General features: G+C 68.1%; 14 protein-coding genes. 12 read left to right on the top strand and 2 right to left on the bottom strand.

The window, feature by feature from the left end:
- Positions 1–96 precede the first annotated feature (96 nt).
- From pdxS to ESP51_RS11710, 12 genes are all read left to right on the top strand, one after another.
- On the top strand, positions 97–1,014 hold the full coding sequence (gene pdxS, locus ESP51_RS11765; RefSeq protein WP_129521094.1) for a pyridoxal 5'-phosphate synthase lyase subunit PdxS: 918 nt from the start codon (positions 97–99) through the stop codon (positions 1,012–1,014).
- On the top strand, positions 1,011–1,658 hold the full coding sequence (gene pdxT, locus ESP51_RS11760; RefSeq protein WP_422386846.1) for a pyridoxal 5'-phosphate synthase glutaminase subunit PdxT: 648 nt from the start codon (positions 1,011–1,013) through the stop codon (positions 1,656–1,658). The genes pdxS and pdxT overlap by 4 nt, the downstream gene beginning before the upstream one ends.
- A 75-nt stretch (positions 1,659–1,733) precedes the next feature.
- A complete protein-coding gene (locus ESP51_RS11755) occupies positions 1,734–2,264 on the top strand; it encodes a DUF1697 domain-containing protein (RefSeq protein ID WP_129521093.1) in 531 nt (176 codons plus the stop codon).
- A gap of 80 nt (positions 2,265–2,344) precedes the next feature.
- Positions 2,345–3,058 (top strand): hemerythrin domain-containing protein, encoded by a 714-nt coding sequence (locus ESP51_RS11750; protein ID WP_129521092.1) that lies wholly within the window; start codon positions 2,345–2,347, stop codon positions 3,056–3,058.
- A 171-nt stretch (positions 3,059–3,229) separates the two neighbouring features.
- On the top strand, positions 3,230–3,988 hold the full coding sequence (locus ESP51_RS11745; protein WP_129521091.1) for a YebC/PmpR family DNA-binding transcriptional regulator: 759 nt from the start codon (positions 3,230–3,232) through the stop codon (positions 3,986–3,988).
- 9 nt (positions 3,989–3,997) lie between these two features.
- Positions 3,998–4,606: a crossover junction endodeoxyribonuclease RuvC gene (gene ruvC / locus ESP51_RS11740; protein ID WP_206737301.1), complete on the top strand. Its 609-nt coding sequence runs from the start codon at positions 3,998–4,000 to the stop codon at positions 4,604–4,606.
- The gene (ruvA, locus tag ESP51_RS11735; protein ID WP_129521089.1) at positions 4,603–5,220 is read left to right on the top strand and encodes a Holliday junction branch migration protein RuvA; all 618 of its coding nucleotides are present in this window, start codon (positions 4,603–4,605) and stop codon (positions 5,218–5,220) included. The genes ruvC and ruvA overlap by 4 nt, the downstream gene beginning before the upstream one ends.
- 11 nt (positions 5,221–5,231) lie before the next feature.
- A complete protein-coding gene (gene ruvB, locus ESP51_RS11730; RefSeq protein ID WP_129521088.1) occupies positions 5,232–6,263 on the top strand; it encodes a Holliday junction branch migration DNA helicase RuvB in 1,032 nt (343 codons plus the stop codon).
- Between the two features lie 70 nt (positions 6,264–6,333).
- Positions 6,334–6,717: a preprotein translocase subunit YajC gene (gene yajC, locus ESP51_RS11725; RefSeq protein WP_129521087.1), complete on the top strand. Its 384-nt coding sequence runs from the start codon at positions 6,334–6,336 to the stop codon at positions 6,715–6,717.
- A 63-nt stretch (positions 6,718–6,780) separates the two neighbouring features.
- A complete protein-coding gene (gene secD, locus ESP51_RS11720) occupies positions 6,781–8,526 on the top strand; it encodes a protein translocase subunit SecD (protein WP_241843131.1) in 1,746 nt (581 codons plus the stop codon).
- Positions 8,526–9,545: a protein translocase subunit SecF gene (gene secF, locus ESP51_RS11715; RefSeq protein WP_129521086.1), complete on the top strand. Its 1,020-nt coding sequence runs from the start codon at positions 8,526–8,528 to the stop codon at positions 9,543–9,545. The genes secD and secF overlap by 1 nt, the downstream gene beginning before the upstream one ends.
- Positions 9,546–9,623: 78 nt before the next feature.
- Positions 9,624–11,882 carry a RelA/SpoT family protein gene (locus tag ESP51_RS11710; protein WP_129521085.1) on the top strand — a complete coding sequence of 753 codons (2,259 nt, stop codon included), beginning with the start codon at positions 9,624–9,626 and terminating at the stop codon, positions 11,880–11,882.
- Here ESP51_RS11710 and ESP51_RS11705 read toward each other — a convergent pair.
- Positions 11,861–12,445: a hypothetical protein gene (locus tag ESP51_RS11705; protein WP_129521084.1), complete on the bottom strand. Its 585-nt coding sequence runs from the start codon at positions 12,443–12,445 to the stop codon at positions 11,861–11,863. The two genes, ESP51_RS11710 and ESP51_RS11705, sit on opposite strands and share 22 nt — an antisense overlap.
- A 162-nt stretch (positions 12,446–12,607) precedes the next feature.
- Complete coding sequence (locus ESP51_RS11700) at positions 12,608–13,840, bottom strand: DUF349 domain-containing protein (RefSeq protein WP_129521083.1); 1,233 nt, start codon at positions 13,838–13,840, stop codon at positions 12,608–12,610.
- Between the last annotated feature and the right edge of the window lie 47 nt (positions 13,841–13,887).

Raw genomic sequence — 13,887 nt, 5'->3', positions numbered from 1 at the left:
AGCGCGAGCGCGGTGTGGACGCCACGTCCAACGAGCGCTCCCGCGCACTCCACCGCGGCAGAGACCGCATCCATTCCGAAGACTAGGATTGACCTCATGACCGAGAGCTCCGTTCCCGCGCCCGTCGGCACGTCACTGACCGGCTCGAGCCGTGTCAAGCGCGGCCTCGCCGAGATGCTGAAGGGCGGCGTCATCATGGACGTCGTCACCGCCGAGCAGGCGCGCATCGCCGAAGACGCCGGCGCCGTCGCCGTGATGGCCCTCGAGCGCGTTCCCGCCGACATCCGCGCCCAGGGCGGCGTGGCCCGCATGAGCGACCCCGATCTCATCGAGGCGATCATCGCCGAGGTCTCGATCCCCGTCATGGCGAAGGCCCGCATCGGGCACTTCGTCGAGGCGCAGGTGCTGCAGGCGCTCGACGTCGACTACATCGACGAGTCCGAGGTGCTCTCACCGGCCGACTACGTCAACCACATCGACAAGTGGGCGTTCAACACCCCGTTCGTGTGCGGTGCCACGAACCTCGGCGAAGCGCTCCGCCGCATCAACGAGGGTGCCGCGATGATCCGTTCCAAGGGCGAGGCCGGCACCGGCGACGTGTCCGAGGCGACGAAGCACATCCGCAAGATCAGCTCCGAGATCAACCAGCTGAAGTCCATGACCCGCGACGAGCTGTACGTCGCCGCGAAAGAGTTGCAGGCGCCCTACGAGCTCGTGCTCGAGGTGGCAGAGACCGGCAAGCTGCCGGTCGTGCTCTTCGTGGCGGGCGGCGTCGCCACTCCGGCGGATGCCGCGATGATGATGCAGCTCGGCGCCGACGGCGTGTTCGTGGGCTCCGGCATCTTCAAGTCGGGCAACCCCGAGGCTCGGGCCGCGGCCGTGGTCAAGGCGACCACCTTCTACGACGACCCTTCGGTCATCGCCGACGTGTCGCGTGGCCTCGGCGAGGCGATGGTCGGCATCAACGTCGGCGACCTCGCGGCCCCGCACCGCCTCGCAGAGCGCGGCTGGTGACGACAAACCTCCGCAGCGAATCGATCGCGCCCGACGATGCGGTCCACACGGGACCGCGCGTCGGCGTGCTCGCCCTGCAGGGCGATTTCCGTGAGCACGCACATGTGCTCGGACGGCTCGGCGCGCACGTGTCGCTCGTGCGACGCCCCGAGGAGCTCGACGCCGTCGACGGCCTCGTGATCCCGGGCGGCGAGTCGAGTGTCATGGACAAGCTGTCGCGCACGTTCGGACTCGCCGAGCCGCTGAAGGAGGCCATCGCCGGTGGGATGCCGGTCTACGGCACCTGTGCCGGCCTCATCATGCTCGCCGACACGCTGCTCGACGCGATCGCCGGCCAGCAGAGCCTCGGCGGGCTCGACGTCGTGGTGCGCCGCAATGCCTTCGGTTCGCAGAACCAATCGTTCGAGACCGACCTCGAGGTCCCCGCGCTCGGCGAGCCGCCCGTGCACGCCGTATTCATCCGCGGCCCGGTCGTCGAGTCGGTCGGTCCGGCCGCGACGCCGCTCGCCTCGCTCGCCGATGGGCGCGTCGTGGCGGTCGAGCAGGGCAACCTCCTCGGCACGAGCTTCCACCCCGAGATCACGGGGGAGTACCGCTTCCACGAGTACTTCCTGGCGAAGGTCGCAGCCCGGGTCACTCGATGAGTGCGTAGGCCGAGTGCTGAAGCAGGATCGTCGTTCGTCCGATGCTCAGCATGGATCGGAGCCTACACTCGCCCCATGACGCAGTACATCGCCCTGCTCCGCGGCGTGAACGTCGGGGGCATCACCGTGAAGTCCGCCGAGCTGCGGAGCCTCTTCGAGGAACTCGGCTTCGAAGAGGTGCGCACCGTGCTCGCGAGCGGCAACGTCGTGTTCGAGAACTCGACGCGCACGGCCCGCAGCACAGTGAAGCGGCGCATCGAGGACGCGCTGCGCGACCGGTTCGAGTACGACGCGTGGATCATCCTCGTGACGCGGTCCGAGTTGCAACGGGCAATCGACGGGTTCCCGTTCGATGCCGACGACCCTGCGCGACAGCCGTGGGTGATCTTCGCGTCGGAGTCCGCAGTTGTCGACGAGCTCATGCGCTTCGCCGTCGACGCCGATCCCGAGGTCGATCCGCTCGCACGCGGCGACGGCGTCGTCTACTGGAACCCGGTGAAGGGCACGACCGTCGACACCCCGTTCGCGAAGCTGCTCGCGAAGCCGAAGTTCAAACCGCTGACCACGAATCGCAACCTCAGGACATTGCTGAAGATCCTCGGCTGAGGTGGATCAGGGAATGCCCGGATCCGGGAGCCGGGTTTCCACGGGTGCGGCGCCGCGCGGCATCCGCTTGAATACGTGCCATGACCACCCGACTCCCAAGTTCCGGCGCGCCCGGGCCCGGCGACGCCGCCGCTACGACCTGCCGCAGCGACGAGATCGTGCTCATCCACCGGCTCCTGCGCCGCCTGTTGGGCGAGGCGCCAGGCCTCGTGCGCGACGTCGCGCCCGGTGACGAGAAGCGCGTCGCGTTCCTCGCGGACCACCTGCGCTCGCTGGTAGCGCTCCTGCACATGCACCACCACGCCGAGGACGAGTTCTTCTGGGACCGGATGACCGAGCGGGCGCCGGCCTGCGGCGTGCACGTGGCGGTCATGCGACGGCAGCACCGGGCTGTGTCCGATCAGCTCGACGAGATCGAGGTGCTCCTGGACGAATGGGTGTCCGACACGAGTGCCGCGAAGCTCGCCGACGCGCTCGACGCGGTCGACCGCACTCTCTCCGAGCACCTCGTCGACGAGGAGCGCGACGCATTCCCGGTACTCGATGCCGTGCTGTCCGACGCCGAGTGGGACGAGATCTCCGAGCACGCCCAGCGCGAGAAGCCCCCGCTTCCGCTGTTCCTGCTGCTCGGGCTGCTGATGGAGAGCGTCCCCGAGGCCGATCGTGCGGCGTGGATGGCCCGCGAGCTGCCCGCGCCCATGCGCCTGGCGTACCGCCTCGTCGGTCGTCGCCAGTACGAGCGGGGGATGCGTCGACTCCATCCCGAGCGCGGGGCGTCGTCGACAACCGCTTGACGTCGGATCTCGCCCGCCGTGGCGCTGGCGTCGGCGTCGTGAAGTCGACCGAGGCCAAGCGTCGCCTCGTGACTCTGCGCGGCTTCCGCTCGTCGACTCGGCGCAGTGCGAGCGCTGCAATAGAATGGTGCCTCGGCGGATGCACCCGCCGCGCAGCGATTCAGGAGCGACATGTCCGGGCATTCCAAGTGGGCGACGACGAAGCACAAGAAGGCGATCATCGACTCGCGCCGTGCGAAGTCGTTCGCGAAGCTCATCAAGAACATCGAGGTCGCTGCGAAGATGGGCGGCGCCGACCTCTCGGGCAACCCCACCCTCGTCGACGCCGTGCAGAAGGCGAAGAAGACCTCCGTCCCGAACGACAACATCGACCGGGCGATCAAGCGCGGCGCCGGCCTGACCGGTGAGTCGATCGAGTACATCACGATCATGTACGAGGGCTACGGGCCCAACGGCGTCGCCCTCCTCATCGAGTGCCTCACCGACAACCGGAATCGCGCCGCCGCCGAGGTGCGCACGCTCATGTCGCGCAATGGCGGCACCATGGCCGACCCCGGCTCGGTCGCCTACAACTTCGCCCGCAAGGGCGTGATCGTCGTCGCCAAGACCGATGGCCTGACCGAAGACGACGTGCTCGGCGCGGTGCTCGACGCCGGCGCCGAAGAGGTCACCGACGAGGGCGAGACCTTCGAGGTCGTCACCGAGGCATCCGACATGGTCGCCGCACGAACGGCGCTACAGGAGGCCGGCATCGACTACGACTCGGCGGATGCCGCGTTCGTGCCCTCGCTCAAGGTCGAGATCGACGCCGAGACGGCCCGCAAGGTGTTCCGCCTCATCGATGCGCTCGAAGACAGCGACGACGTGCAGAACATCTACAGCAACTTCGACCTGACCCCCGAGGTGCAGGCCGAACTCGAGGCGGAGTAGCGCATCGCCGTGCGCGTGCTCGGCATCGACCCCGGCTTGACGCGATGCGGCGTCGGCATCGTCGATGTGGAGCCGAACCGCACGGCACGGCTCGTCGACGTCGTCGTGCTCCGTTCGCCTCCCGACCTCCCGATCGAGCAGCGTCTCGCGCGCATCGCCGACGGCATCGAGGCGATCATCGAGGAGCACCGGCCGCACGCGGTCGCCCTCGAGCGGGTCTTCGCCCGTAGTGACGTCTCGACGATCATGGGCACGGCGCAGATCTCGGGCGTCGCGATGCTCATCGCCGCGCGGAGGGCGCTTCCGGTCGCCCTGCACACCCCCAGCGAGGTGAAGGCCGCGATCACCGGATACGGCCGGGCTGACAAGAAACAGGTCGGCGCGATGGTCGCCCGCATCCTCGGGCTCGACGAGGTGCCGAAGCCCGCGGATGCCGCCGACGCACTCGCACTCGCGATCTGCCACGCCTGGCGCACCGGCGGTGTCGCGGGCGCCGCCGTTCGCGACGGCCGCGCCGGACTCGTCGAGGGCGCAGGCCTCACGCCGGCACAGCGTGCATGGATCGCCGCCGAGCGCTCCGCCGCCGTGTCGGGGGCGGCCCGTAGGCTGAAGGAGTGATCTCCTCTCTTCGCGGCCGCGTGCTCACCGCAGCCGGCAGCTCGGTCGTGATCGAGGTCGGCGGCGTGGGATTCCACGTCAACACCACTCCCGCTCTCGCGCTCGCGAGCCGTGAGGGCCACGAGCTCGCCGTGCACACGACGCTCGTCGTCCGAGAGGACTCGCTGACATTGTTCGGCTTCGCCTCGCGGGCCGAGCTCGACGTCTTCGACCTGCTCATCGGCGTCACGGGCGTCGGCCCGAAATCCGCACTCGGCGTGCTCTCGGCGCTCTCACCCGACCAGGTCGCGCTCGCCGTCCAGCGCGACGACGACGCCGTCTTCCGCAAGGTGAGCGGCATCGGCCCGAAGACGGCCAAGCTCATCACCGTGTCGCTCGCCGGCAAGCTCGTCGCGACCGCCCCGCCCGCTGCGTCCACGGTCGTCACCGGCGGCGTCGCCGAGAGCGTGCTCGCAGCGCTCACCGGGCTCGGCTGGTCGGAGCGGGTCGCTGCCGAGGCGGTCGAGGAGACCATCGGCGCGGCATCCGACACCGAAGCGGCCTCCGTGCCCACACTTCTGCGGTTGACGCTCTCGCGGCTCGGCCCTGCGCAGCACTCGGGCAGGTCTCGATGAGCATGAGTGGGATGAACGAGGGCGACCTCGACCTCACCGACCCCGTGCTCTCGTCCGAGGCCGAGCTCGCGTTCGAAGGCGCGCTCCGCCCCAAGAGCCTCGAGGAGTTCGTCGGCCAGACCCGGGTGCGTGGGCAGTTGCAGCTGCTCCTCACCGCGGCCACGATGCAGCAGCGCACGCCCGACCACATCCTGCTGGCCGGTCCGCCGGGGCTCGGCAAGACGACGCTCGCGATGATCGTCGCGTACGAGGGCGGGCGCCCGCTGCGAATGTCGAGCGGTCCGGCGATCCAGCACGCGGGCGACCTCGCGGCAATCCTCAGCTCGCTCGTGCCGGGCGAAGTGCTCTTCATCGACGAGGTCCACCGCATGGCGCGGTCGGCCGAAGAGATGCTCTACCTGGCCATGGAGGACTTCCGCATCGACATCATGGTCGGCAAGGGAGCCGGGGCGACCTCGGTGCCACTCGACCTCGCGCCATTCACGCTCGTCGGTGCCACGACCCGCTCCGGACTCCTCCCCAATCCGCTGCGCGACCGGTTCGGCTTCACGGCGCACCTCGAGTTCTATGACGAAGCCGAGCTCGAACAGGTGCTCGTGCGCGCGGCGACGATGCTCGGGCTCGATGTCGATCGCGAAGCGCTCGCCGAGATCGCCGGCCGCTGCCGTGGCACACCTCGCATTGCGAACCGGCTGCTGCGGCGGGTGCGCGACTACGCCCTCGTGCACGGTGGCCGCGCCGACCTCGGTGCGGTGCGTGCCGCGCTCGACCTCTACGACGTCGACCCGCTCGGCCTCGACCGCCTCGACCGCGCCGTCATGGAGACGATCCTCACGAGGTTCGGCGGAGGGCCGGTGGGCCTCAACACGCTCGCCGTGTCGGTCGGTGAGGAGTCCGAGACCATCGAGGCGGTCGTCGAGCCGTTCCTCGTGCGCATCGGTCTCATCACGCGCACGCCCCGCGGGCGAATGGCGACACCTTCGGCCTGGCGGCACTTCGGCATCCCCGAGGTCGGAGCCACCCTCGCCATCGATGACCTATAATCCTTTGAGGCGAAGCCCTCGCCGCCAATGACTTCGTGCGGTCGCCGCACACCGGAAGGTTCCTCCCCTCATGCCGTTCGATCCCTTCACTCTCATCATGCTCGCCGTCCTGGCGGTGCTGATCTTCTTCATGTTCCGCAACTCGCGCAAGCGTCAGGCCGAGGCCCGCAACCTGCAGGCGAAGGTGCAGCCGGGAGCGAAGGTCATGACCAACTTCGGCGTGTTCGGCACCATCCTCTCGATCGACGAAGAAGAGAACCAGGTGCTGCTCGAGACGTCGCCCGGCACCGTGCTCACGGTGCACCGCCAGACCGTCGCACGCGTGGTGGAGCCCGAGGCCGCTGTCGTCGCCGACGACGAGCCGGCGGTGCTCGAAAACGGTGAGCCCGCGTTCGGTGAGCGCGTCGACGACGCGGCCGACGAGAAGCCCGACACCAAGAAGTCGGAAGACTAAGCTCCCAACCCCGAGGCTCGGCTCGCGCGTCGTCGCGCGGGCTCCTGCAGAGAAAGCAGAAACGTGGCTGCACCATCGAAGCGGTCATCCCGCCCGACGCCTGTCCGGAAGGCCTGGCGTTCGCTCACCTGGCTGGGCGTCATCATCGCCTTGCTCTTCGGCATCAACGCGGCCGGAGTGATCTGGGGCGACGGGTCATGGTCGCCGAAGCTCGCCCTCGACCTCGAGGGCGGCACCCAGATCATCCTCGCGCCCAAGGTCGAGAGCGGTGAGACCGTCTCGCAGGAGCAGCTCGACCAGGCCGTCTCGATCATCCGCCAGCGCGTCGACGCCTCCGGTGTGGCCGAGGCCGAGATCAACACCGAGGGCTCGAACGTCGTCGTTCGCATCCCCGGGGAGCTCGACGACCAGACCCGGGCCCGCATCGAGCAGTCGGCGAAGCTCGAACTGCGCGCCGTGCTCCTCGCGGATGTCGCCACGAACGAGTCGATCGATCCGAGTGCGAGCCCCGAGCCCACCGACGGCGCGGCCGAGGAGCTCGAGTCGACGCCGACGGCGGAGCCCACCGACGGCAGCGACCTCGCGTGGATCACTCCAGCACTGCAAGACCAGTTCGACAGCTTCAATTGCTCGACGATGGATGAAGCATCCACGAATGTCGCGCCGACCGACGAGCCGCTCGTGACCTGCGACGTCGCACGCAGCGCGAAGTACCTCCTCGGACCCGTCGAGGCGAGCGGCGAGAACATCGTCGACGCGACGAACGGCACCGTGTCGACCCAGACGGGCGCTTCGACCGGCCAGTGGGCGGTCAACATCGTCTTCGACGCCAAGGGCACCGAGGACTTCGCCAAGGTCAGCACCCGACTCTTCGGCCTGCAGGGCGAAGGCGCCTCGCCGCGCGACCAGTTCGCGTTCGTGCTCGACGGAGCCGTGCTCACGGCACCTCAGATGAACGGTGCGATCACCGACGGGCGACCGCAGATCACGGGCAGCTTCACGCAGGAGTCGTCGAAGGCGCTGGCCGACCAGTTGAAGTTCGGCGCCTTGCCGATCAGCTTCACGGTGCAGTCGTCCGATACCATCTCGGCCACGCTCGGCACGTCGCAGCTGCAGAGCGGCCTCGTCGCGGGCCTGATCGGCCTGATCCTCGTGGTCATCTACACGCTCTTCCAGTACCGCCTGCTCGGCACGGTGACCATCGCGTCGCTCATCATCGCCGGCATCATCACCTATCTCCTGATCACGATCCTGTCGTGGCGTCAGGGCTATCGACTCTCGCTCGCCGGCATCGCCGGACTGATCGTCGCGATCGGATTCACGGCCGACTCGTTCATCGTCTACTTCGAACGTGTGAGAGACGAGCTTCGCGACGGCAGACCCATCGTCGGCGCCGTCGAAGCCGGCTGGAAGCGCGCCTTCCGCACGGTGCTCGCGTCGAAGGGCGTGAACCTCCTCGCGGCAGTCGTGCTCTTCATCCTCGCGGTCGGCAACGTGAAGGGCTTCGCCTACACGCTCGGACTCACGACGATCATCGACGTCCTCGTCGTGATCCTCTTCACCCACCCCATGCTGCAGCTGCTCGCGCAGACGAGGTTCTTCTCGAGCGGTCACCCGTGGTCCGGACTCGATCCGAACGCCCTCGGCGCGGTTTACCGTGGCCGTGCTGAGTTCCGCAAGCCCGTCGCGGTCGCACCGCGAAAGGTGGCGTCGAGCTCGAAGGAGGCGCAGCGCCGCCAGACCATCGCCGAGCGCAAGGCCGCATCCGTCGGTGCCGGCTCTACGTCGAACGACGGGAAGGAGTCCTGATGGCCAGTCGCCTCACGACCTTCGGCAACGACCTCTACACGGGCAAGCGCTCGTTCAACTTCGTCGGCGGACGCAAGAAGTGGTACGCGATCGCCGGGGTGCTGATCATCCTCTCGGTGCTCGTGCCGGTGGTGAGCGGATTCAACTTCGGCATCGAGTTCCGCGGCGGTTCGCAGTTCCAGATCTCCGGTGTTACGGATGCCGCTCCTGAGCCCGCGATCGAAGCGGTCGCCGAGATCGTGCCCGACACGGCGGCGAAGGTCACCATCGTCGGCTCCGAGGGCGTGCGCGTGCAGACTGACCAGCTTGCGCAAGACGACTCTCGAGCGGTCAGCTCGGCACTCGCCGAGGCCTACGGCGTAGCCGAGTCAGAGGTCACGTCCTCCTTCATCGGACCGAGCTGGGGTGCGGATGTCACCCGGCAGGCAGTCGTCGGCCTCGTCGCGTTCCTGTTGCTCGCCTTCGTCATCATGGCGCTCTACTTCCGCACGTGGAAGATGTCGGTTGCCGCGATGCTCGCATTGGTCGGCGACCTCGTGGTCACGGTCGGCGTCTATGCCGCGGTCGGGTTCGAGATCACCCCCGCAGCCATGATCGGCGTCCTGACGATCCTCAGCTACTCGCTGTACGACACGGTCGTCGTGTTCGACAAGATCCGCGAGAACACGGCAGAGGACGGCACCGAATCGCGTCGCACGTTCGCCGAGTCGGTGAACCTCGCGGTGAACCAGACGCTCGTTCGTTCCATCAACACGAGTATCGTGGCGGCTCTGCCGGTCGCGGCGATCCTGTTCATCGGCGCTGGAGTGCTCGGGGCTGACACGCTCCGCGACATCTCGCTCGCACTGCTCATCGGCATCATCGTGGGCACGTGGTCGACGGTCTTCATCGCCGCTCCGCTCTACTCGCAATTGCGCGAGGGTGAGGCCGCGATCAGCCGCCACGACCAGAAGGTGCTGAAGGAGCGCGAGCGCGCGACCTCCGCGAATGCCGACCTCGAGGCGTTGCCTGCCACATGATGTTCGCGTCAGGCGTCAGCCTGCCGGCGGGGGCGGCACTCCGGAACGGCGATAATTGAGTTCTGGAGGTGCTGAGCGATGACGGAGACCGGGGTCAACTCGACGGCATCGCTGCGCCGTCTGGTGCCACGCATCTTCTCGAAGGCGCAGCCCTCCGGGGCCGTCGACACGCTGCTGCGTACCGTGCGGATGCATCACCCGAAAGCCGACATCTCGCTCGTCGAGCGCGCCTATACCGTGGCGGAGCGCGCGCACGAGGGCCAGAAGCGCAAGAGTGGTGAGCCCTACATCACGCATCCCGTCGCGGTCGCGCAGATCCTCGCCGACCTCGGCATCGGGTCGAAGACCATCGCTGCGGCGCTGCTGCACGACACTGTGGAAGACACGTCGTACACGCTCGATCAGGTGCGGGCCGACTTCGGCGACGAGATCGCGATGCTCGTCGACGGCGTCACGAAGCTCGACAAGGTCAAGTACGGCGACTCCACGCAGGCGGAGACCGTTCGCAAGATGATCGTCGCGATGTCGAAGGACATCCGCGTGCTCATCATCAAGCTCGCCGACCGACTGCACAACGCCCGCACCTGGGGATTCGTCCCGGCGGAGTCCGCGGCGCGCAAGGCCACCGAGACGCTCGAGATCTATGCGCCGCTCGCGCACCGGCTCGGTATCCAGGCCATCAAGCTCGAGCTCGAAGACCTCTCGTTCGCGGTGCTGTACCCCAAGCTCTACGCCGAGATCGAGAGCCTCGTGAAGCAGCGCACCCCGCAGCGCGAGGAGTTCGTGCAGAACGTCATCGACCTCGTGAACGACGACCTGAAGAGCGCGAAGATCCGTGGCAAGGTCGTGGGGCGCCCGAAGCAGTACTACTCGATCTACCAGAAGATGATCGTGCGCGGCCGGGACTTCGATGAGATCTACGACCTCGTCGGCATCCGCGTGCTCGTCAACTCGGTGCGTGACTGCTATGCCGTGCTCGGTGCGATCCATGCACGATGGACCCCGCTGCCGGGTCGTTTCAAGGACTACATCGCCACACCGAAGTTCAACCTGTACCAGTCGCTGCACACGACTGTCATCGGCCCCAAGGGTCGCGCGGTCGAAATCCAGATCCGAACGCACGACATGCACCAGCGCGCCGAGTTCGGCGTCGCGGCGCACTGGAAGTACAAGGAGCGGCTCGCCGCGGGCCGTACCGCCGACAAGCAGACGGGCGGCCAGAGCGAGACCGACATGGCCTGGCTCGCGCACATCTCCGATTGGCAGGCCGAGACCGCCGATCCGGGGGAGTTCCTCGACTCGCTGCGGTTCGAGATCGGCGCCAAGGAGGTCTACGTCTTCACGCCGAAGGGCCGCGTGATCGGCCTTCCCGCCGGCTCCACTCCTGTCGACTTCGCCTACGCGGTGCACACCGAGGTCGGGCACCGCACGATGGGCGCGAAGGTCAACGGCCGGCTCGTGCCGCTCGAGAGCGAGCTGTCGAGCGGCGACGTCGTCGAGGTGTTCACGTCGAAGAACCCCGACTCGGGCCCCAGCAAGGACTGGCTGGGCTTCGTGAAGAGCCCGCGTGCCCGGAACAAGATCCGCCAGTGGTTCACGAAGGAACGACGCGACGAGGCGATCGAGCAGGGCCGCGATGCGATCGCACGTGCCATGCGCAAGCAGAACCTGCCGCTGCAGAAGCTGATGAGCCAGGAGTCGTTCGCCGAGGTTGCAGCACAGCTGCACTACGACGACGTCTCGTCGCTGTATGCCGCGGTCGGCGAGGGGCACGTCTCGACCCAGTCGGTGCTCGAAAAGGTCGTCGCGCTCGTGCGCGACGTCGATGAAGGCGACGAACCCGACCTGCCGATCCCGGTGCGCTCGCGCCCGCTGCCACGCAGCTCGGACTCGGGTGTGCTCGTGCGCGGAGCTCCCGACATCCTCGTGAAGCTCGCGCGTTGTTGCACACCGGTTCCCGGTGACGCCATCGTCGGCTTCATCACGAGAGGCTCGGGCGTCTCGGTGCACCAGGCGAACTGCCACAACGTGCAGTCGTTGATGCGCGAGCCCGAGCGCATGATCGACGTGGAGTGGGCGCCGAGCTCGAAGAGCATCTTCCTCGTGCACATCCAGATCGAAGCCCTCGATCGTGCCGGATTGCTGTCGGATGTCACGCGCGTGCTCTCGGAACACCACGTCAACATCCTCTCGGCGAACGTCTCCACCTCGACCGATCGCCTGGCGATCAGCAGATTCGTCTTCGAGATGGGCGACACGACGCACCTCGATCGCGTGCTCAACGCCGTGCGCCGCATCGATGCGGTCTACGACGTCTATCGGGTGAGCGACGGCTGAGCCTGCCGCACTGACCCGGCGAGCCGTGCACGGTCGAGGCGTTCGAGCGCGCGCAGCTTGTGCGGCATCCGCCGGGCCTCGTCGAATCGCAGCTGCACCTCATCGGCAAGGCCCGGGCGGTCGGCGAAGAGCGCCGCGACCACGGATTCGGACTCGTCGTCGGTGAGCGCGGACTCGCGCAAGAGGTCGAATGCGGTGCGGGCGACGGACGTGCAGCGGGAGGCGCCGAAGTCGACGATGTCGGCCTCGTCGATCGTGACCTCGCGAACGATCGACCGATGATCGCTGATGACCGCGATCCTCGACCGGTGCGGCACGCAGAACTGCGCGATCGCCGGAGGAGCATGCAGCGCGCCGTAGACCCAGGCGGCCGACAGGCGCTCGATCACGAGTGCCCGGGGTGAGCGAAGCGCTACGACGGCCGCGCGAAGGGAGGGAAGGTCGGGTTCGTCGATCGGGCTCCAGCCGTCGTCGATCGCGACGAGCTCGCCGTCGATGCGCGCCGCGCAGAGTTCGGCGAGGGGGAGATCATCGGTGCCGAGCACCGCGGGGAGTCGAGCCATGGAGCCCATGGTGCGGCAATCCGGCCAGCAGAATGCCGTTGAGCCCTGAACTGTGGACAACCGAGAGTCGCGGCGTGACGCCGCGGCAGAGTCAGCGGCGCCGAGCGGCTTGCGGTGCGCCGCTCGGCGCTCGGAGGTCGGACGTGAACCGCCCGCGGCGAATCAGCCGCCGACGGCCTTCAGCCATGCGCGTCGAGCCTCGAGCGCCTCGCGGGCGGTGGCCGCCGCTTTCGCGTCACCCGATGCCTCAGCGGCGGCGAGTTCGTCTTCGAGCTTGGCGATGGCGTCTTGGAGCTGGCCGAGCATGCCCTCGGATCGAGCCTTCTTCTCGGGATCTTCGCGCTGCCAGTGCTCGTCTTCGAGCGACCGCACGTGCGTCTCGACCTTGCGGAGTCGGTCTTCGACGACGCGGATCTGGTCGCGGGGGACCTTTCCGATCTCGTCCCATGCGCGCTGGAGGCGGTTCAGGGACGAACGCGCCTGCTTCGGGTCGCGCTCGGTGAGGAGCTTCTCGGCCTCATCGAGCAGCGCGAGCTTCTCGGTGAGGTTCGCCTGGTAGGCCTCGTCCTCTTGAGCGTCGATCTCGGCCTTGGCCTGGAAGAGCACGTCGCCGGCTGCCTTGAACTTCGCCCACAGCGTGTCGTCGAGCTTCTTGCCGGCGCGGCCCGCGAGCTTCCACTCGTCGAGCAGGCTGCGGTAGTCGGCCACGGCGTCGGCGCCACGGGGCGCGAGGGCCTCGGCACGCTCGATGAGCTGCTGCTTGCGCGACCGCACGTCGCGATGGGCGGCGTCGAGTTCGGCGAAGAACGCCTTGCGGTGCTGCTCGATCGTCGATCGCGCGGTGCGGAAGCGCTTCCAGAGTTCGTTGGCCTCGTTCTTCGGCAGGCGGGGACCATCTTGCTGCTGGCGTTGCCACGTCGCGAAGAGCTCGTCGAGCTCGGCGGTGGCCTGCTTCCACTGCGTCTTGGCGGGATCTTGCGCGGCCAGCGCCTCGGCCTGCTCGACGACCTTGGTGCGCTCGGCGATCGCCTCGGCCACCGCGGCCTTCGCCTCAGCCTGCTGCTGCTCGGTGAGCTCCTGTGCGGTGCCGGAGAGCGCCTCGAGGCGGCGCGCGAGTGCCTCGAGGTCGCCGACGGCTTTGGCCTCGGCCACCGACTCGCGCAGCTTCGTCACGGCCTTCGCGACATCCGCGGCCGGAGCGCCCCTGCGAACGCGCTGCTCGAGCAGGGTCACCTGTCCGGCGAGATCGGCGTACTTGCGCTCGAAGTACGCCATGGCCTCCTCAGCCGAGCCGTCGGGATATTGACCGACGGCACGCTCGCCCTCGTTCGTCCGCACGAAGACGGTGCCCGTCTCGTCGACGCGGCCCCACGGTTGCTGCTCTGATTCGGACACGGCCTCACCTTGTCATAGGTCGGGTGCCGCCCGGGGGCGGCGTTGCG

Source organism: Agromyces albus (assembly GCF_004134825.1).
Classification (GTDB): domain Bacteria; phylum Actinomycetota; class Actinomycetes; order Actinomycetales; family Microbacteriaceae; genus Agromyces; species Agromyces albus.
This window is presented reverse-complemented; position numbering and strand designations above follow the sequence as displayed.

Excerpts from the sequence above, each read along its gene's own strand:
- yajC (WP_129521087.1), top strand. The coding sequence starts at position 6,334 with ATGCCGTTCGATCCCTTCACTCTCATCATGCTCGCCGTCCTGGCGGTG.
- ESP51_RS11750 (WP_129521092.1), top strand. The coding sequence starts at position 2,345 with ATGACCACCCGACTCCCAAGTTCCGGCGCGCCCGGGCCCGGCGACGCC.
- pdxS (WP_129521094.1), top strand. The coding sequence starts at position 97 with ATGACCGAGAGCTCCGTTCCCGCGCCCGTCGGCACGTCACTGACCGGC.
- ruvB (WP_129521088.1), top strand. The coding sequence starts at position 5,232 with ATGAACGAGGGCGACCTCGACCTCACCGACCCCGTGCTCTCGTCCGAG.
- ESP51_RS11755 (WP_129521093.1), top strand. The coding sequence starts at position 1,734 with ATGACGCAGTACATCGCCCTGCTCCGCGGCGTGAACGTCGGGGGCATC.
- ESP51_RS11710 (WP_129521085.1), top strand. The coding sequence starts at position 9,624 with ATGACGGAGACCGGGGTCAACTCGACGGCATCGCTGCGCCGTCTGGTG.
- secF (WP_129521086.1), top strand. The coding sequence starts at position 8,526 with ATGGCCAGTCGCCTCACGACCTTCGGCAACGACCTCTACACGGGCAAG.
- ESP51_RS11745 (WP_129521091.1), top strand. The coding sequence starts at position 3,230 with ATGTCCGGGCATTCCAAGTGGGCGACGACGAAGCACAAGAAGGCGATC.
- ESP51_RS11705 (WP_129521084.1), bottom strand. The coding sequence starts at position 12,445 with ATGGCTCGACTCCCCGCGGTGCTCGGCACCGATGATCTCCCCCTCGCC.